We start from the raw sequence: 19,317 nt of genomic DNA, 5'->3' as shown, positions 1-19,317 counted from the left end.
GCATGGCCAAGGATCTGGGAACCTACTACATCCTCGTCCAGCCCTCCACCAAGGGACTGGGCAAGGCCATCGAGGGCAGCCTCGACGACGGCACCAGCAGCGGAGTGAGGAAATCCTCCAAGACGATCCTGTCCCGCGTCGGCGGCGCGTTCACCAAGGTCGGCAAGATCGGAGTCGGCGCCGTCGCCGGCGTCGCCGGCGCCGTGGTCGGACTCGCCGCCAAGGGCGGCTTCACCCGCGCCCTGAACATCGAGAACGCGCAGGCCAAGCTCAAGGGCCTCGGCCACGACTCGAAGTCCGTCAGCGAGATCATGAACAACGCCCTCGCCTCCGTCAAGGGCACCGCGTTCGGCCTCGGCGACGCCGCCACCGTCGCCGCCAGCCTGAGCGCGTCCGGCGTCAAAAGCGGCAAGCAGCTGACCGACGTGCTCAAGACCGTGGCCGACACCGCCCAGATCAGCGGCCGCGAACTGACCGACATCGGCACGATCTTCGGATCCGTGGCCGCGCGCGGCAAGCTCCAGGGCGACGACATGCTCCAGCTGATGAGCTCGGGCATCCCGGTCCTGCAGATGCTCGCCAACCACCTGGGCACCACGTCCGAAGCCGTCAGCGACATGGTCTCCGCCGGCGAGATCGACTTCCAGACCTTCGCCGACGCCATGCAGGAGGGACTCGGCGGCGCCGCCCAAAGCGCCGGCACCACGTTCACCGGCGCCCTCGCCAACGTCAAGGCCGCCCTGAGCCGTCTCGGCGAGACCGCCGCCACACCCGTGCTCAACGGACTGCGCGACCTGTTCAACCAGCTCATCCCCGTCATCGACCAGTTCGCCGCCACCGCCGAACCCGCCCTCAAGGCGTTCGGCGACGCCCTCGGCACCACACTCGCCAACGCCGTGCCCATCGCCAACAGCCTCCTGCAGCAGCTGCAGGGCACGCTCCAATGGTACGAGGCGCACGGCGCGCCAATCAGCTCCGCGCTGGCCGGTATCGCGGCCGGACTCCTCACCCTCAAGACCGCATCGGCCATCACCTCCACCACCAGCAGCCTCACCGCCACATTCAAGGACCTCCGGGCAGCCATCGAACTGGCGGGCGAGGCCGCCGGCAAGGAAGGCAACTGGTTCACCACCCTGTCCAAGAGCATCAACCTGATGGGCTCCACGTCCAACGGTGCGATCAACGCCATCGGCGGGCTCTCCGGCAGCATCGGCAAGATCGCCACCAAGGCAGGCAAGGCCGGAGGAGGCATCACCGGCCTGAGCAAGGCCCTAGGACTGGGCAAATGGGGACTCGTCGCCGCCGGCATCGCCACGGTCGCCGCCGGCCTCACGTACTTCTTCACCCAAACCGCAACCGGACGAGCCGCATGGCAGTCGTTCATGCAGTTCCTCCAACCGCTCTGGCAACAGGTACAGGCCGCATGGCAGGCAGCCCTGCCGGTCCTGCAGTCCCTCATGCAGTCGGTCGGTGACATGCTCTCATCGGTCGCGTCCACGGTCGGTCCGGTCATCTCATCGCTCGGCTCGACCATCGCGGACGGGTTCGGCACCATCGTCTCCACGGTCGGCCCGGTCCTGCAGCAGATCATCCCGGCCATCGGCGGCGTGTTCTCATCCCTCGCACAGGCCGCCCTGCCCGTGCTCGGCCAGCTCGGAAGCCTGTTCACCACGATGATGCAACCCATCATCGCCCAGCTGCCGGCCCTGAGCGAGGCATTCGGCCAGCTCGGCCAGGCGCTCGGACAGGCGTTCGCCGACCTCGCGCCCGTCATGACGGACATGATGACCCAGATCAGCCAGGCGTTCGCCCAGCTCGCCCCCGTGATCGGCCAGCTGATCGCCGCGTTCGCCCAGCTCGGCCCCGCGCTGCTCACGCCGATCACCCTGCTGGCCACCACCCTCATCAGCCTGCTCGCCCCGGTGATGACCACCATCATCGGTCTCGTCTCGCAGATCCTGCCCGTGATCATGCAGCTGGCGACCACGCTGATCGGTGCGCTCGTGCCCGTCATCACGATGATCGTCACCAGCATCGCCCAGTTCCTGCCGGTCATCGCCCAGCTCGCCGCCACGCTCGTCAGTGCGCTCGTACCGGTCATCACGATGATCGTCACCGCGATCGCGCAGATGCTGCCCGTGATCATGCAGCTCGTCACCACGCTGGTGAGCACGCTCGTGCCGGTAATCGCGCTGATCGTGTCCGCGATCGCCGCGTTCCTGCCCGTCGTGGCCACGCTCGTCACCACGCTGGTGAGCCTGCTGATCCCCGTGATCACCGCCATCATCAACGTCGTCACCGCCATGGTGCCGGTCATCACGGCGGTCGTGTCCGCGATCATCGGCGTGGTCACCCCCGTGGTCACCGCCATCATCGGCGCCGTCCAAGGCGTGATCACCATCCTCACCGGCGTGATCACGTTCCTCACCGGCGTGTTCACCGGCAACTGGAACCAGGCATGGCAGGGCATCAAACAGGTGTTCTCCGGCGTATGGCAGGCCATCAAAAGCGTGTTCACCGGCATCTGGGAGGCCATCAAGGCCGCCATCAGCGGAGGCCTGAACATCATCAAAAGCCTGTGGAACGCCGCATGGAACGGCCTCGCCAGCGCGTTCAGCTCGATCTGGAACGGCATCAAGACCGCCGCCAGCAACGGCGTAAGCGCCGTCGTGAGCGTGATCACCGGCATCAAGGACAAGATCACCGGCGCGTTCGCCAACGCCGGCAGCTGGCTCGTCAACGCGGGCAGCAACATCGTCAACGGCCTGGTCAACGGCATCAAAAACGCCGTCGGCAAGGTCGTCGAAGCTGCCAAAAGCGTCGCCGACAGCGCCATCAACGCCGCCAAGAACGCGCTCGGCATCCACTCGCCGTCGCGCGTGTTCCGCGACCAGGTCGGCCTGATGATCGGCGAGGGCATCAGCGACGGCGTCGAACGGTCCACGACCGGCGTCAGCCGCGCCGTCACCACACTCGGATCCCGACTGACCGGACTGCTGCCCGACGGGCTGGACGGCCAGCTGAAGACCGCCGCGCGACTCACGCTCGCCGACCTCGACGCCGACGGACGGGCCAGCCGAGTGAACACGACATCGACCACGTACAACATCACGATCGACGGACGCCGCGTCCAGACCGACGCCCGGCTCGCCCGCATGATCGACGAGCTCGTGACCGCCGCCGGCATGACGGTACGCGCACGAGCCTGACCGAAAGGGGAGAAGCACGCATGGCAGACGGGTACGGCAACATCGTCGTGGACTGGCGGTGCCACGTGGCCGCATGGGTCACCAGCTGGGACGACGTGTCCGACAACCTGCACGTCGAAGCCCGATGGCAGTCCACGCGCGCCGGCTACGCCCTGCAGGGCTGGGTGCGCGCCACCGTATGGATCAACGGCGTGCAGGTCGGCCACACCGACAACTCCGGCTCGCACAGGATCGACAACAGCGAGGTCACCGTCTGCACGGGCGACCTACGCGTGGCGAAGATCGACGACGCGCGCAACATCAACTGCTCCGCCCGCGTCGAGTTCCCCTCCAACTACCACGGCGGCACGTCCAACGCGTCCTGCGACGTACCCGTCGGCGGCATCAACTACAAGAACCCCAACCCGCCCAAGGACGTGTCGTTCCGCCGCGTCGACGACACGAGAATCGACATCAGCTGGGGATCCAACTGGGACAACGACAACCTCAAGCCATGGAAGCAGGTCATCATCGCCTGGCGCGGCCGCAACAACGGCGCCGACTGGGGCGCATGGAGCGACCAGCCCGGAGGCAACGGCACCCGCGTGCTCGACTGGAGCGCCACCAACTACGCGTTCGGCGGCCTGCAGGCGAACGCCTGCTACCAGTTCGCCCTGTACGCGCGCAACCAGGCCGGCGACTCGTCGCACGTCGACTCCGCGCTCATCTACACCACGCCCGCCACGCCACGCTCACTGACCGCGGTGAAGACCGGCGACAGCGAGGTGACCGTCACCGCCGACACATCCGGCTCCTACGCGTGGAGCGTTGACTTCGAACGATCCACGGACAACGGCGGCACATGGACGTCGGTCAGCCGCGGCCTGACCGTGCAGAACAACAAGGTCACCTACGTGGACACGACCGCGCCCGCCGGCACGATCGTCTACCGGGCCCGAGCATGGCGATTCACGTACGACAACGGCGGCGAGGGCACGTTCAGCGGCTACGTCACCTCGAACAACGTGACCACGATCATGCCGCCGCTCGCCCCCACGGTCACATCCCCGTCATCCGGATCGGTATGGGACGCCAGCACGCCTCCCGTCCGCATCACGTGGACGCCGAACCACCCCGACGGCACCGCCCAGGCGGCAGCCCAGATCGAACTGTCGGGCCTGAGCTCGGGACCCCACGTGACCGACATCAAGGGAGACCAGGCCAACAGCGCCAGCGCACTGTCGCCGGGCTCCTACACGCTGCGCGTGCGCACCAAGGGCCTGCACGCCGACTGGGGCGCCTGGAGCAACCCCATATCGTTCACCGTCGCCACACCACCCAACGTGACGCTCACCGCCCCCGACGACACCATCAGGGAACTGCCGTTCCGCATCGCGTGGGCCGTGTCCGACACCACCGGCGTCAGCCAGCAGAAGGTCACCATCAGCAGCGGCGGGCGCACCGTCTACGAGACCACGCCCGAACCGGATAACAGATCGCTCACCATCCACGCCGCGGACTACCTGCCCGCCAACGGCAGCGAACTGCTCGTCACCGTCACCATCCGCGGCGGCAGCACACTGACCAGCGCAGCCACGAAACTCGTCACGGTCGACTACACGCCGCCCGCCACGCCAAGCGTGGAAACCATGATCGACATGACGACGCTCTCCGCCACCCACACCGTCCGGTACGGCACACCCGCCGACGGCCAGCCGGCCACCGACCACATCCTGCTGCGCCGCATCATCGACGCCGACACGACCGTGATCGCCACCCGGCTCATGGACGGCCAGCAGGGCATCGACAGACTGCCCCCGCTACGTCGCACCTACCAGATCGAGGCCGTGGCCGTCAGCGAATCCGGCGCCAGCAGCACCACCACGGTCGACTGTCTCATCGAGACCGACTGCTGCTGCCTGAACTTCGGAACGGACGCCGCCGACGCACTGCCCATCGGAGGCGCATTCACCGTGTCCGAAAAGCCACGGGCCGCGACCGAGGAATACCACTTCGCATCCGGCGACACGCTCGGCCTTCCCGTCAGCTACCGAATGGGATACCTCGACAACACCCTGTCCGTCAGCTCCCGATACGACTGGGGCGACGGCAGCCTCTACCGGCGGATCCGACGACTGAGCCGCGACAACTCGACCGCATGGTTCCGCAACATGGACGGCAGCCGCATGCGCGTACGCGTCGACATCTCCCAACAGCTCAAACCGGACGGTCCCACCGTCCAGTTCGACGCCGACCTGACCGAACTCGCCTGGAAGGAACCCCAGTGGACCTGACACACCATCTGATGGAGTTCACCACATCGCTGCGCATGATGCGCGTGGACCGTGAAACCGGAAGCGAGACCGGCCGAGTGGACGGCATCCTGCACGGAGGGACCATCACCCGCAACCAGGACACCGACGTGACCGAAACCGCCAGCCTCGACTACGTGGGCGACACCGACCTGACCGCACCACTGCTGCGCGTCTGGGCCGACCTCGACTACGAGGACGGCACCCGCGAATCGATCGCACTCGGCACATTCCTGCCCGACGGGCCAAAACGAGAGGTCACCGGCGGCCAGGCGGACACCACGCCACTGACCCTGTACGGCAGACTGCGCGAACTGGCCGACGACCAGTTCCCCTACCCGGTGTCACTGCAGGCGGGCGAGGACCCGCTCGCATTCATCGACGAAACCATCCGCGAGGCCGGGCTGACGGTGGCCGACCATCCCGCATCGGACTGGCGGATGGGCACCACCTGGACGTTCGGCATGGGAGACACCGCGCAGAAAAGCAAACTCTCCGCAATCAACGAACTACTGACCCTGATGGGATGGAACTCGGCACGCACCGACCCCATGGGACGCGTCGTACTCACCCCCTACGTGCAGCCCAAGGACCGGTCCCCATCATGGACATTCACCGAGGGGCCGGACGCCCGGTTCGTCCGGTCGATGACCGACGAGCATGACTGGTTCGACACCCGCAACCAGATCATCGTCATCTACTCCGACCAGGAACGCGACATCCGCGGCCTGGCCGTGGACGACGACCCGGCATCAGCATTCAGCACCATCACACGCGGCCGCGTCATCAGCGAGACCTACACATACAACGACATCCCCGACGGCATGTCGGACACGGACGCCCAATCCATGGCCGACGCCAAGGCCGCCGAACTACTCGCCACCGCGCAAAGCGTGATCCGTAGAGTCACCTTCACGCACATCTACGCGCCCGTCACGATCGGCGACGTGATCCGCCTCGGCTACCCGACCGGCGACGTGACCACGGACCTCGCCATCCGCACCCAGACCATCAGCCTCACCGCAGGCCTGCCAGTGGAAACCGAAGCAAGGAGCTTCAGCCGATGACCGACGACCTCCAGAACGCCCGCACCGCAGGCCGCAGACTCGGACTCGACCTCATCCGAGACCTCGCCCCAACCGGACCGGGAATGAGCCAGCGCCTCGCCACCATCCAACGCATCACCGCAACCAACGGCAGCCTCACCGCCGACCTGACCATGGCCGGCGGCACCCTGCACGCCATCCCCGTCACCACGACCTGCGCCAGAGCACGACCAGGCGACCGCGTCCTCGTCACCACCTACGGGCGACAATCCTACGTCACCGGCATCCTCGCCCGAACCGGAGCAGCCAAACCCCTGTTCTCATGGTCCAGCACATGGGAAGGCACCCCGGCCATGAACGACGGAGACCGATACGAGGAAAAACACGAGACCACCACCTGCGGAGGACTGATCCACTGCGAAATCGCCGCCTGCATCAGCGGAGAAGGCGAATACGGCATGGAATTCACATTCACCGACCCCAAAGGCACACTCAAGGCCCACTGGAGCAACATCAGCCCACAAAAACGCGGCGGCACCATGCGCTGGACCACAACCGGAAGCGTGTACCTCCCATACGACACCTACGACATCCGACTCAACACCTACAAATACGGCTCAATGAGCATCAGCACCAACGGCAACAGCGACACCTGGAAAGACGCCGAATGGGGCACCAACGGCGTCTGCCGATACGCACGCCTCACCATCGCATAAACCCCATACCAGCAACACAAGGAGAACCCATGACACAAATCAAAATCACCCTCAAACGACACACCCCCACAGGCCTCGAACCCATGGCCGACGGACTCATCCGATTCCAAGCCAAACGCCGCATCGACACAAACAAGAACGTGATCGTGCGAGAACCATTCGACATCACCCTCGACAAACAGGGCACCGCCACCATCAACCTGCCAGCCACGGACGGCACATACATCTGGCACGTGGCCGAACTACCCGGCACCACAAACTCATACGACCGATACGTAACCGTCCCCGACAGCAAACAAACCATCGACTACACGGACCTGACCGACGTCGACCCCGCCACCTGGACCCCCACCACAATGATCGGCGGACGCCTCCTACAGGTACGCGTCGCCACCAGCCAACAGGCCGCACAGGAACTCTCCACCCAACACCCCGACGACATGATCGTCTGGTTCGACGAAACCGCAACCGCGCTCGCCGCCGCCACGCAAGCCGCCGAACAGACCAAAACCACAGACGACGAACTCATGGAGGGCTGACCCATGCCAGCAGTCATGAGCCAACACACCATGCAACCACCCATCATGGGCGGCCACACATGGAACGCCTGCATCGCAGGCAAACTCATATGGCCCACACCGGCAACCACCGTCACCAACGTAACCATCACCACCGCCACCGGCGGCCCGGTCCCGTCCACGCTCCCGGTCAACGGCAGCGTGGCGCTTGCGGCCGTGGCCACGTACGGCGACGGCCACACCGAGACGTTCACCGAATCAGGTGTCGTCTGGCGCTCGCTGGACACGGGCGTGGCCATCATGAGGGGGAACACGCTGGTATGGCGGCGTGGCGGCACCGTGCGGGTGACGGCCACGGTGGGCGGGTTCACGAGTCCGGCGGTGTCGGTCGCGTGCGCGTATGTGCCCGAGTCGATCACGGTCAGTCCGAATCCGGTGACGTTGCGTGTGGGCGAGCGTGTGGATCTGATGGTTTCGGTGCTGCCTGCGGGGGCGAGTCAGGAGGTGTCGGTCGTGTCCACCGATCCGGATGTGGTGGCGGTGGCCAGCGCGTCGTCGACGGCGGACGAGGGGACCGTGGACGCGGCCCTGGCCGGGGGGCCGTCGTGATGGCGCGCGTGTGGCGTCGTGGCGAGCTGATCACGTCCGAGCGGCTCACCAGTCTGGAACGGCGTGCCCAGCCGGGCAGCGTGTCCGTCATGGACCACGGGGCCGTGGGCGACGGGCTGGCCGATGACACGGCGGCGTTCGAGGAGGCTATCCGTTCGGCGGGCGTGGGCGGGGCGGTCTGGGTGCCCGCGGGCACGTACCTGCTGAGCCGTCCGCTGACGCTGCCGTACGGCAGCGTGCTGCACGGGGACGCGACCTACGTGTCGAGCGATCATGCGAACGGCGCGACCCTGGACTTCTCGGCGTGCCGGCAGTCCGGCGTCACGCTGATCCGCTCCGATGGCGAGGTGCGCGGGCTGCGCGTCGTCAGCGACAGCATCGGGTTCGACATCGACCGGACGCGTCCCGGCACGGACGCTCGCGGCGACTGGTGCCGGTCCACGGTCCTGCGGCCGGACGTGAACGGGGTCAGCGCCCGCGGCGTGCGGGACTGTCTCATTTCGGGGATGAGCGGCACGGGCGTCGCGGTCGCCCAGTACCAGACGTGCACGGGCTGCCAGATCCAGTCCTGCGGTCTGGGCGCGAGCATGGGCGCGGACAGCATGCTCACCCGCTCGAGGATCTACACGTGCGTCGACGCGGTCAACGTGACGTGGAACGACCTCGTGTCCGACGTGCGCATCGACGAGATCGCCCATGACGCGATCCTGGTGACGGGCAACAACAGCAACCTGTGCAACATCTCGGCCGACTTCATCGGCGAGGCGATCATCCACGTCCGTGCCGGCGCGTGCCACGCCGTCAACGTGCAGGGCGTGCGCTGCGCGGTCAACCACTGGCGGACCGACACCACGGCCGGACGCGAGGGCGCCGCCGTGGTCATCGACACAGCCACGTGGAACGCCAGCCGGATCGAGCTGACCGGCGTGGGCGGCGACGCGACCTATCTGGACGAGGACGAGACCCCGCGCCGCTTCTGCTGGCCGCACGCCATCGAATACCGCCACACCGGCTCGGGCAGCCCCATGTTCGGCCCCGTGGACCTGACCATCCTGTCGGACTCGTGGTGGCGGCCCACCCCCGCCGACGGCCCGCTGCCGGCGGATCACGTGCCGTCCATGGACGACCTTGCCCGGATCCTGACCGTCAGCGACACCGTGCCGGCCGGCACGCCCATCCCCCTGTGGATCCACACCAGCCGGTGCACCTGGGACGGGCACCGGCTCACCGCGAGCCTCGAGGCCGCCGCCATCCGCACCATCTGAAAGGAGCATCATGACCGCATACGAGATCAACGCCCTGGACGTGGGCGACACCACCATCACCGTGACCAGCCGGACCAGCCCCACGCTCGCCGTCACGCTGCCGGTCCAGGTCACCAGCCTGTGGCCTGACATCGCGGGCAAGACGGACGTCAACGGCGTCACGTTCACCCGCGTCGGACCATATAGCATGCACGCCGAGGGCACCAGCAGCGGCCAGTACGGATCCAGCGTAGGCACGACCGTCACCCTCGAGCCCGGAACCTACGAGCTCACCGGAATCGGGGGAACGGCCAATCTGATCGCGCAGATCGGCATCGGCAACACCTGGCACAGCTCATCGCTCGGCACCGTCAAAACCATCGTCGTCGACGAGCCCGTCGACGCCCGCTGCCAGTTCAGCGCGGCCAAGGGCGCCGCGGTGAACGACACCATCGGCGCACGCCTTGTCAAAACCAAGTAAAGGAACACCAATGACCACCAACCAGAATCGCATCGGGGGGGGCTTAGCCTGACCGGCCTCAAACGCGGCTCGACCACCCTCACCCTCACGGCCGGGAACATCACCACGAGCGTCCCGGTCACGGTGATCGACCCGCAGGCGCCCAGCCTGCCCACGGACCCGCCCGCCGGCGTCAGCCTGGACGATGCGCACGTGAAATACTCCCCGCAGGCCGTCAAAATGACCGCCGGGGCCGGCCGGACCGTGACCGCGCTCCTGTTCCCCGACCACAAGGGCACGGCCGCGCCGCGGCGCGTGGGCCTGTGGGCGTGGGTGGAGCCCGCGGCCCTGCCCTCCCGGACGGCCGGGGACAACGCCACGACCACGCAGATCATGATCGGCCGCGGCAACGGCGGCGGCAACGGCACGACTGTCATGGGCGGGACGATCTACACCGGTCTGCACGCCGGCTGGAACCTGTGCCTGTACGACGACATGGCCTGGCAGACCGGTCTGACCGTCCAGTGGAGGAGCGAATCGGGAGGCTCGGTCTGGATCGACAGCCTCCTGATCGACCCGCCCACGCCCCGGAGCGTCATCGTGTTCACCCACGACATCAGCCCGAGCCTGGTCGACACCGACATGATCGACATGTACCAGTCGCGAGGTCTGACGTTCACGTGGGACCGGGCCAACGATTCGACGTGGACGGCCGAGAACGTCGCGCACCTGCTCGCCGCCGGGCTGACCGACAACGGCGTGTACAGCGGACACGACGAGGACATCGACTACACGAGCGGCGACTGGACGCCCGTCATCCAACGCATGCACGCCGCGCGCGACATCCCCACCATGCCCCGCGCCAGCTACGTCGCGTCCACCAACAACCGGCTCGGCGCCGCCTACACCCGACAGCTCGCCGCCGACGGATGGCCCCTCATCCGCGGCACCTACGGGGGAGGACCCACCCTCGCGATCGACCCCACCCACCGGGAGATCCCGACCGTCGGCTACGAGAACGTCGCCGACAGCCTCGAGACATGGGCCGACCTCGGCGCCATCATCGTCGTCACCGAACACAAGATCGTCGCCGACGGCCAGGGCAGCGACACCACCCAGATCGAACGATCCAAATGGACCGCCCTGCTCGACAGGGTCAAGACCCTCGTCGACGCCGGACGGCTCGAATGCCTCACCATGCGCCAGCTCGCCCAACGCCACGTGCCCGACGCACTACACGCGTGGGACCAACAAGCCAACTGATTCCGATCCGAAAGGACCCATATCGTGCCGTTTCCCCAACTGTTCGCCTCTCCGGAGTTCTGGAGCGCGTTTCTCGTCGCGTCGGTCGGCTCGGGCGGCGTGCTCGCGTGGATCCTGCGCCGGATCGACCGGCACCTGGACCGGCACGACATGACCATCACCCGCGACGAGCTCGACCGCGCCCTGGCCGAGTCCCCGGTGATCCTCGCCCTCGAATCCAAGCTGGACAGGGACTACACGCGTCTGGACGAGTCCGAGCGCGACCGGCGGGCGATCCGCCTGGACGTGCTGCGCATCGAGATGTTCGCGCACACCAACACCCGCACCCAGCACGAACGCCAGCTCGAGGCCGGCAAGGAGTACCTCGCGCTCGGCGGCAACGGTCTGGGCCACGCGCGCTACGACGCGCTCAAAGCCGACTACGTGCGCCGGGAGACCGAGTGCGACTGGGAGTACCGGTGAGCGGGCGCGAGATCCTGCGCGCGCTGCTGCTCGTCCTGCTTGCCGTCACGACGCTCGCCCTGCTGGTCGCGCTGGGCGTGGTCGTGCTGGTCGTGCTGCTGCGCGTGCTCGCCCTGCTGGTCGTGCTCCCGTTCCTCCTCTCGCCATGAGCGGGGGAGCCAGCCGATAGTTCCAAGGCCGTCCCGACCGGGGCGGCCTTTTCCATGTGCCCCGACAGGGGCGGAAAGGAGGCCCGTATGGGCGAACCAAGTGAAGAGAATCTCGCGTCGGGGTCCAGTCGTGCGGACAGCACGCCGGACGTGACCGAACCGTTGGAGGTGATGCACAGTGGCGACGGCGAATGACGTACTGAGGATCGCGGCCGGAGAGCTCGGCTACAGCCGCTGGGCCGACCCCGAGCCCGGCACCAAATACGGCCGATGGTACGCCCAGTCCCATGGATCCTACTTCGGTACGAGCGGGGTGCCGTTCTGCGCCATGTTCGCGTCATGGTGCCTGGACCGGGCCGGCCAGTCGTTCCCCGGCATGCCGGCCGCGTACGTGCCCTACATCCTGCGCGACGGACGCAACGCCGGCCGACAGGTCACCACGCGCAGCGCCCAGCCGGGCGACCTGATCATCTTCAACTGGGACGGCGGCGAGGTCGACCACATCGGCTTCGTGGAGATCAACCGCGGATCCTACGTGCAGACCATCGAGGGCAACACCAACAACGGTGCCGTGGCTCGCCGCACCCGCTCGTGGGGCACGGTCGCCGCGATCCTGCGCCCCGCGTACACGGGCGCGTCCGGCAGCCTCGAGGGCATCGGCCACGGCACGCTGCAGGTCGACGGCTCGTGCGGTCCGGCCACCATCGGCCGCTGGCAGCAGATCCTGGGCACCAGCGTCGACGGCGTGATCACCGGACAGGTGCGCCCCTCCGGCTACGCGCGCCCGGCCCTGCAGTCCTACGCATACGGGGGAGACGGCTCCCAACTCGTCCGCCGCACGCAGGAGATCCTCAAAAACGAGGGCATCTACTCGGGCAAGGTCGACGGACTCGCCGGCCCCAAGTACATCGACGGCCTCCACCGCCACCTCGGCGTCGCCACCCAGAACATGAAACCCTGGACCAACTGGGGATACGGACTCGGCCGAGCACTCCAGACCCGACTCAACCAAGGAAAATTCTAGAAAGGAGCAACTATGGGAGAGCCTCCGCAGCACTCGGCCGAGACGGCCTCGGCCGACACCACGTCGAACCCCGTCCTGTGGGCCAGGGCCGCCGGGATCCGTGCGGTCAAGACCGCCGCCCAGGCCGCCCTGGCCGTGATCGGCACCGGAGCCGTCGGCATCCTGACCGTCGACTGGGCCAACATCGGCAGCGTGGCCGTCATGGCCGCCATCGTCAGCCTGCTCACCAGCATCGCCGGCATCCCCGAGGTCGACAACGGCACCAGCCTGCAAAAAATGCTCACCAAATAAACGAATCAGTGCGTCAATGCTGAATTCAGTCATAATCCACGAAAGTCCCCCGGATCCATCCGCATGATGCGGTGGATTCGGGGGACTTTTCTCTGTTTCTACCGGGCGAAGATACTCATGTATTCGCTTGGGGTGACTATGGCCGGGCTGGACACGGACACGTCGTCGAAGTCCTTGTCTCCGGTCACGAACACGTCCGCCGCTCCGATGATCGCCGAGTAGAGCACCGGATAGTCGAGGGGATCGCGGATCTCGAACAGTCCGGGCTTGGGGGTCAGGGGAGTGACCACGGTCTCAAAGCTCAGCTGGAGCAGATACTGCTCGAGCACATCCGCGCGAGCAGGCCACTTGCGGGCCACGACCTCGCGGGCCTCGTCGATCGTGTACGTGGACAGCAGCAGCGTGTTGTTCCCGCGTCCGGCGTCGACGATCACATTGGCCGAGTTCGTCGACCGGAATATCACGGCGGACAGCAGCACGTTGGTGTCGATCATCACGCGCATGCGCTCACCCCTTCGCGGCGCGATCCCGTCGCACCGATTTGATGAGAGCGGTCAGGTCGTCCTCGTTGGACAGTCCGGCCTCCTCGGCCGCGCCGTTGAATCCGGCCTGCGCCCGCTGGATGGCCTCGAGGTTCGAGTTGCGCAGGGACACGGTGCCGTCGTCCATGCGCACGAACACGACCTTGTCTCCTTCGCGGATGCCGACCGCCTCGCGCACGTCGGCGGGGATGGTGATCTGTCCCTTGGCGGTCACCTTCGCCACATCCATCACCACGCTCATAACGCACCTCCTTAAGTAATGCATTCCTTACAATCATTATTGTAGCGAACAGTGCTATACGTGGTCAATAAGCGCATACAATGGTTCTCGACAACAAAATAGAGTGCCCTTAGAGTGCCCGTGCCGAAACGAAGACCCGCGAGGCGTTGGAAACACTGCGAAATGAGAGACTGATAAAGATTCAAGTTCAACGTGTCAAAGTAGTTGTCGGGTAGATACCCGATTGTTGTAAATTTGCGTTAACGGAGGAATTGCACTTAGTTATTACGCGATTTGCGATAGGCTCCGCTGACTTTGCGTACGCGACCGGGCTCCGTTCTTCGATCAAGGAGAGTGGAGCCCGTCATTATTTGCGAACGGTGTCAAGCATGCCGACCCATCCGAATGGTATGGGATCTCTGTCGGCTTTGATGTGAAGAATATCGATTCGTTTAGCAGCACCATGGAGCAGCCGGATCCGATCTATGCGAATCCTAGGCTTGGGGGAGTGGGCTCTCTTGTTATAAGGCGATCGCCGAAAAGGCCGGTGGCGTGTTTGGCGTTCACATTAGGCGACCCAATTGGCGGCCGAATGCAGGCATTCCTTTATTTTGCGTATCGGTTCCGGAACAAAGATAGCTTCACTCTGAAGTCAAATATTTGATGTAATAACGGTGCAAAAAGATAGTAAATAGCAATAAGGAGTGGTTATGAGCATGCAGATTGCCACGCGGGTTGATGATGAGCAGGCCGTACTGTTCAAGGAGACCGCCCGACAATTGGGCACCACTCCGGCCGATGCCTTGCGTATGTTCATCATCGCGTTCAATGATTACCGTGGGTTCCCCTATGAGGTGCGACTGCCGCGGAATGATGTGGAGCCGTTTGCATCCGAACGGGAGGCCACCGAATACGCCAGTCGCCTCGCATTGAGGATGTCCGGTGAAGCGCGGTGAGATTTGGACGTTGCAGGCCGACGGCTATGCCAGCAAACCACGGCCGGTCGTCATCGTGCAGAACGATGCCGTCGACCGATTCGACTCCGTCATCACCTGTCTGCTGACCTCATACGATTCCTCCGGCATCGACACGCGGGTCCGATTGGAACCGAATCCGGAGAATGGCCTGAACAAGGTGAGTTATGTGATGACGGACAAGATCGTCACCGTCGACCGCAAACTGCTGGGATACCAAGTCGGCGTGGTCGATGATGCCGCCATGGCAAGCATCGGGCGTGCGCTGCGGGTGTGCGGCAATGTGGATACGGGCATCATGTGGGTGAACACGTATATGAATGATGCGTCGGGCATGTCGGTCAGTCCGCACCGGCAGAGTGGCATGAGTGTGGACGGCGGGCTCAAGGAGTACACCGTACTCAAGCAGATCACGCTCGCGACGCATCCGACCAAATCGGGCTGGTTTGCGGGGATGGACGGCGAAGACGCCGCGTAGACACGCGGCAGTGTGGGGCACGGTTCGCGATCACGCCCCACACCGCTCCACGAGAACGAACGACGATGCCAGGCCGGTGCCGTTACACGTGTACTTCGCGCAGACGGTGGATCGCGTCGGTATCCGTCTCGTACCGCCACGAGTACAGCGCGAGCAGCGCGACGCCGAGAATGCTTAACGGCAGTCCGGCGAGACCGGTGAACCGGTAGTCCATTGAGAACGCGTTGAGCGTCATGCCGCCGACCGCCGAACCGACCGCGTTGCCGAAATTGAACGCGACCTGCGCGGCCGCGCCGGCGATCAGCTCGCCGCCGCCCTGACCGGCCTCGGCCATGAGCAGCAGCTGCGGCGCGTTGACGAAGAACAGGCCGAATGCGATCCAGAACGTGAGTATGGTGGTCGTGGCGTGGTTGCCGGGCACGAAAAGCACCATCAGCAGGCCGATGCAGGAGATCGTCTGACCGAGCGAGGCGGTGCCTGCGTGGCGCCAATGATCGGTCACCCAGCCGCCGGCCAGACCGCCGACGACCATGCCGAATCCGGCGAGCATCATGAACAGCGGAACCAGCGCGCTGGCCCAGCCGCCGGTTTTCTGCAGCCACGGCGAGACATAGCTCCACCAGCAGAACACGCCGGCATTGCCGGTGAAGATTGCGGCAATGATCAGCCACGGACCGATCTTGGTGAGGAATCGGAACTGGCCCTTGATGCCCGCATCCTTGATCGGCGCGACCTGCGGCACCCACGCAGCTACGAGAATGACCGTCATCACCGCCCATGCGGCGAGGAACGCGAACGTGAGTCGCCACGAGAGGAATTCGGCGAGCAGCGTGCCGGCCGGGACGCCGAGCATGTTCGCGATGGTCTGACCGGCGACCATCATCGAGACGGACTGCGCCTCCTTGCCTGGATCGGCAAGTTCCTTCGCGACGACCGTGGCCGTGCCGAAGAACGCGCCGTGCGGCAGGCCGGCGATGAAGCGCGTGACGAGCAGCATGGGGGCGTTGATCGCGCATGCGGACAGCGCGTTGCCGACGAACGCGATGACCATGAACAGGATGATGAGTTTCTTCGGCGGCGTCTTGCGGCCAAAGACGAGCATGAGCGTGCCGAAGCACACGCCGAGTGCATACGAGGAGATGTAGTGGCCGGCGGTCGGGATGTCCACGTTGGTGGCGGCCGCGGCCTGCGGCAGAATGCCCATCATCACGAATTCGGCCGCGCCGAGGATGAACGATCCGGCGGCCAGGGCAAGCAGACTTCTCTTCATGTTTCCTTCTGACTGTGACTGTGTTCGTGCGTGTCGATACTGCATCAGCGGAATGGAAACGGTTCCATTCCGTGTGCATCATACGCTACTCGTTCTACAAGTCACGACGGGGTGTCGAACGAAAACGGCAAACAGCAGAAGATGCCAAGGGTCGCGCGATGCCGACGGCTGCGTGATGCCGAGTGCGGTCATGCATGGCGTCGCACCGATGAATCGCAACATCGCCCGGTGGATACCGGCGGCTCCCGGGTTCGGGAGCTGGACGTTCAGGCGCTCTGGCGACGCACCACGGGAGCGGGGAACAGGATGGCGCGACGCTGCCATTCGCCGGTTTCCAGGCGCTCGGACAGCATCTGCGTAGCCGTTTGCGCCATGGCGGCCAGTGGCTGGGCGAAGGTGGTCAGTCCCGGGGAGACAACGCGCGCCACATGAAAATCGTCGAAGCCGATCAGCGCCACATCGTCGGGAACGCGTTTGCCGCAGTCCAGCAGCGCGTGCAATGTCCCCGCCGCGATCTCATCGGACTGCGCGAAGACGCCGTCCGTTTCCGGATGTTCGGCGAGGATCCTCCGCATTGCTTCCTCGCCATGTTGTGATCCGTATTCCCCATGGATGATTGCAACCGGTTCCATATCCAGTGCCTCTAGCCCGGCGATCACGCCCCGCGTACGCAATACCGCCGCCTGCATGTTCGTCGGTCCGGCGATCACCGCCGCATGCCGGCAACCACGGTCGTGCAGCAACGTGGCCGCATCATATCCGCCTTGAAAATTGTCGACATCGACGTACGGGTACCGCATGGCCGGATCCGGCGTACCGACGCATACGATGGGCTTGTCGCATTGCTTCAGTACGTCGGCGAACGGCTTGGAATAGTGGAAGCTGATCACCACGACGCCCACCGCGCCCGATCCCTTGAGCACATTGAGGAATTCCCGGGCGTCATGCGGCTTGGTAAGTGCTAGGAACGGCAGCAGGTTCGCGGCCGTAAGCGTGGACGCCAGCTGGGCGATCATCCCCGAGATGAAGGCGTCGCGGAATACGAAATCCGGTTCCTCGGGCACCATGATCGCCACGATGTCCGATTTACCGGAAGTCAGTTGCTTCGCCGCCTGATTGGGCACGAAATTCAGGGTCTGCGCGGCCTGGCGCACCTTCATCCGGGTTTTCTCGGAGGCGGATCCCCCGTTCAGGGCGCGGGATGCCGTGGACGGCGCCACCCCGGCGAGCCTCGCCACATCACGTATCGTGACGGATCCGACTTCCATATCCATCCTCCATGCCGATAGCCCGTGGACGCCATGTATTACGCCGCGGCAACTGCGGCCCATAGCTCCAATACAGTGTACAGAACCTCCGCCGGACGCGGAGCGACATGCCTCTTGGTTGTTCTCAATCGAGACCATGCCTTATCGTCCAGCCGGTGTTCTTCCCATTCTCATCCCTAATGAGATGCAATCGTCATGGAGATTGTGTTGCATCTTCGTGCCGTTCTTCGACCATGACATGGGGATTCGGCGCAGGAGATGGGCCGAGTTCAGCTCCAACGTGCCGAAGTCTCAAGCGCCTTGCAGTACGGCGCGGAGCTCGTCGAGAAACGCGGTGGAGGCTGGGGTGAGCGGTTGGCTTTTCTTCCATGCGATGGCCAGTTTCGTGTATACCGGTGGCTCAAGTGGACGAAATGTGAGGTCGGATTTCCCGGAGGCGTCCACCAGGCCCGCCGGGCAGATCGCGCAGCCGTACCCTTCTTCGACGAAGCGGCTCGCGTTGTAGAGCAGGTTCATCGTGCCGATGATGTTGAGATCTTCGCCGTTGTACCTGTACCAGCCGGACAGGTTGCGACGGACCAGTACGCCGTGTGGCACAATAACCGGCACCCCCTTGATGTCGCCGGCGGTGATGCGATCGTGGGTGGCGAGTTCATGGTTGCGGCGCATGAGCAAGCCCATCGGATCGCCGCCGGGCAGGGGCAGGAAATCATAGTGGCTCATGTCGGTGGGCTGAACGAGCACGCCGAAGTCCGCCAAGCCGTTGTTGAGCCGTTCCGTGATGTTGACGCCGTAGCCGTCGTGCAGATGTACGCGTACCCGCGGGTGTTTGTCGTGCAGGCGGACCATGGCTTTCGCAACCGTGCGCATCACGACGCTTTGCGCGGCGGAGATATGGATATCGCCGGTGACTTCCTCTCTGACTGCGATTTCCGTTGCGGTGCGGTCGGCGAGTTCCGTGATTTCCTTGGCTCGACGATACAGCAGTCGTCCTTCACTGGTCAGTTCGAGTGTGCGGCTGCGGGTGCCGCGGGTGAACAGCGTCGTTCCGAGTTCGTTTTCGAGTTCTTTGATCTGCCGGGAGAGCGTCGGCTGGCTGACGTGCAGCACGTCGGCCGCCGCGGTCACGCCCTCCTCGTCGACCACGGTGATGAAATTGCGTAGCGCCTTGAGTTCCATGGTTGTCGTTTTCGTTCTGACTGGATGTGGTGTGATGAAGAAAATTGTATACGACTTTTTGATGTAATGGGATATAAAAGTCGTATTTGTAATGGATTGAGTGC

The 19,317-nt window shown here is 65.0% G+C and carries 20 protein-coding genes; 15 read left to right on the top strand and 5 right to left on the bottom strand.

Features of this window, described 5'->3' with window-relative positions; all coding sequences use genetic code 11:
• Nucleotides 1-2: 2 nt before the first annotated feature.
• From D2E23_RS01915 to D2E23_RS01860, 13 genes are all read left to right on the top strand, one after another.
• Nucleotides 3-3,209 (top strand): tape measure protein, encoded by a 3,207-nt coding sequence (locus D2E23_RS01915; RefSeq protein WP_126029295.1) that lies wholly within the window; start codon nt 3-5, stop codon nt 3,207-3,209.
• A gap of 20 nt (nt 3,210-3,229) precedes the next feature.
• On the top strand, nt 3,230-5,482 hold the full coding sequence (locus D2E23_RS01910; protein ID WP_126029294.1) for a fibronectin type III domain-containing protein: 2,253 nt from the start codon (nt 3,230-3,232) through the stop codon (nt 5,480-5,482).
• A complete protein-coding gene (locus tag D2E23_RS01905; protein WP_126029293.1) occupies nt 5,473-6,567 on the top strand; it encodes a hypothetical protein in 1,095 nt (364 codons plus the stop codon). Before D2E23_RS01910 ends, D2E23_RS01905 begins: the two co-directional genes overlap by 10 nt.
• Nucleotides 6,564-7,262: a hypothetical protein gene (locus D2E23_RS01900; RefSeq protein WP_126029292.1), complete on the top strand. Its 699-nt coding sequence runs from the start codon at nt 6,564-6,566 to the stop codon at nt 7,260-7,262. Before D2E23_RS01905 ends, D2E23_RS01900 begins: the two co-directional genes overlap by 4 nt.
• 29 nt (nt 7,263-7,291) lie before the next feature.
• Nucleotides 7,292-7,801 carry a hypothetical protein gene (locus D2E23_RS01895; RefSeq protein ID WP_126029291.1) on the top strand — a complete coding sequence of 170 codons (510 nt, stop codon included), beginning with the start codon at nt 7,292-7,294 and terminating at the stop codon, nt 7,799-7,801.
• Nucleotides 7,802-7,804: 3 nt separating this feature from the next.
• Nucleotides 7,805-8,389 (top strand): Ig-like domain-containing protein, encoded by a 585-nt coding sequence (locus D2E23_RS01890; protein WP_126029290.1) that lies wholly within the window; start codon nt 7,805-7,807, stop codon nt 8,387-8,389.
• On the top strand, nt 8,389-9,654 hold the full coding sequence (locus tag D2E23_RS01885; protein ID WP_126029289.1) for a glycosyl hydrolase family 28-related protein: 1,266 nt from the start codon (nt 8,389-8,391) through the stop codon (nt 9,652-9,654). Before D2E23_RS01890 ends, D2E23_RS01885 begins: the two co-directional genes overlap by 1 nt.
• A 10-nt stretch (nt 9,655-9,664) precedes the next feature.
• Nucleotides 9,665-10,114 carry a hypothetical protein gene (locus D2E23_RS01880; RefSeq protein WP_126029288.1) on the top strand — a complete coding sequence of 150 codons (450 nt, stop codon included), beginning with the start codon at nt 9,665-9,667 and terminating at the stop codon, nt 10,112-10,114.
• A 123-nt stretch (nt 10,115-10,237) separates the two neighbouring features.
• The gene (locus tag D2E23_RS01875; protein WP_126029287.1) at nt 10,238-11,356 is read left to right on the top strand and encodes a hypothetical protein; all 1,119 of its coding nucleotides are present in this window, start codon (nt 10,238-10,240) and stop codon (nt 11,354-11,356) included.
• A 24-nt stretch (nt 11,357-11,380) separates the two neighbouring features.
• The gene (locus tag D2E23_RS01870; protein WP_126029286.1) at nt 11,381-11,818 is read left to right on the top strand and encodes a hypothetical protein; all 438 of its coding nucleotides are present in this window, start codon (nt 11,381-11,383) and stop codon (nt 11,816-11,818) included.
• Nucleotides 11,815-11,967 carry a hypothetical protein gene (locus D2E23_RS11545; protein WP_164520625.1) on the top strand — a complete coding sequence of 51 codons (153 nt, stop codon included), beginning with the start codon at nt 11,815-11,817 and terminating at the stop codon, nt 11,965-11,967. Before D2E23_RS01870 ends, D2E23_RS11545 begins: the two co-directional genes overlap by 4 nt.
• A gap of 178 nt (nt 11,968-12,145) precedes the next feature.
• On the top strand, nt 12,146-12,991 hold the full coding sequence (locus D2E23_RS01865) for a CHAP domain-containing protein (protein ID WP_126029285.1): 846 nt from the start codon (nt 12,146-12,148) through the stop codon (nt 12,989-12,991).
• Nucleotides 12,992-13,003: 12 nt separating this feature from the next.
• Entirely contained in the window at nt 13,004-13,282 is a 279-nt protein-coding gene (locus D2E23_RS01860; RefSeq protein WP_126029284.1) for a holin, read from the top strand.
• A 98-nt stretch (nt 13,283-13,380) separates the two neighbouring features.
• On the opposite strand, the gene D2E23_RS01855 is transcribed toward D2E23_RS01860, so the two are convergent.
• Both D2E23_RS01855 and D2E23_RS01850 read right to left on the bottom strand, forming a co-directional pair.
• Nucleotides 13,381-13,785, bottom strand: a complete 405-nt coding sequence (locus D2E23_RS01855; RefSeq protein ID WP_126029283.1) for a putative toxin-antitoxin system toxin component, PIN family — start codon at nt 13,783-13,785, stop codon at nt 13,381-13,383.
• Between the two features lie 4 nt (nt 13,786-13,789).
• Nucleotides 13,790-14,065: an AbrB/MazE/SpoVT family DNA-binding domain-containing protein gene (locus D2E23_RS01850; RefSeq protein WP_164520624.1), complete on the bottom strand. Its 276-nt coding sequence runs from the start codon at nt 14,063-14,065 to the stop codon at nt 13,790-13,792.
• Between the two features lie 689 nt (nt 14,066-14,754).
• Here D2E23_RS01850 and D2E23_RS01845 point away from each other — a divergent pair.
• Together D2E23_RS01845 and D2E23_RS11775 are read left to right on the top strand one after the other, a co-directional pair.
• Entirely contained in the window at nt 14,755-15,000 is a 246-nt protein-coding gene (locus tag D2E23_RS01845) for a type II toxin-antitoxin system RelB/DinJ family antitoxin (protein WP_126029281.1), read from the top strand.
• Nucleotides 14,987-15,496: a type II toxin-antitoxin system PemK/MazF family toxin gene (locus D2E23_RS11775; RefSeq protein ID WP_241227170.1), complete on the top strand. Its 510-nt coding sequence runs from the start codon at nt 14,987-14,989 to the stop codon at nt 15,494-15,496. The genes D2E23_RS01845 and D2E23_RS11775 overlap by 14 nt, the downstream gene beginning before the upstream one ends.
• 82 nt (nt 15,497-15,578) lie before the next feature.
• Here the strand turns inward: D2E23_RS11775 and D2E23_RS01835 are convergent, their stop codons facing one another.
• The 3 genes from D2E23_RS01835 to D2E23_RS01825 all read right to left on the bottom strand — a co-directional run bounded on the left by D2E23_RS01835 (nt 15,579) and on the right by D2E23_RS01825 (nt 19,213).
• The gene (locus D2E23_RS01835) at nt 15,579-16,766 is read right to left on the bottom strand and encodes an MFS transporter (protein WP_126029280.1); all 1,188 of its coding nucleotides are present in this window, start codon (nt 16,764-16,766) and stop codon (nt 15,579-15,581) included.
• 266 nt (nt 16,767-17,032) lie between these two features.
• Complete coding sequence (locus D2E23_RS01830; protein WP_241227169.1) at nt 17,033-18,034, bottom strand: LacI family DNA-binding transcriptional regulator; 1,002 nt, start codon at nt 18,032-18,034, stop codon at nt 17,033-17,035.
• Nucleotides 18,035-18,325: 291 nt separating this feature from the next.
• Complete coding sequence (locus D2E23_RS01825; RefSeq protein WP_126029279.1) at nt 18,326-19,213, bottom strand: LysR family transcriptional regulator; 888 nt, start codon at nt 19,211-19,213, stop codon at nt 18,326-18,328.
• Nucleotides 19,214-19,317: the final 104 nt, after the last annotated feature.

The sequence above is a fragment of the Bifidobacterium callimiconis genome, from assembly GCF_003952005.1.
Classification (GTDB): domain Bacteria; phylum Actinomycetota; class Actinomycetes; order Actinomycetales; family Bifidobacteriaceae; genus Galliscardovia; species Galliscardovia callimiconis.
This window is presented reverse-complemented; position numbering and strand designations above follow the sequence as displayed.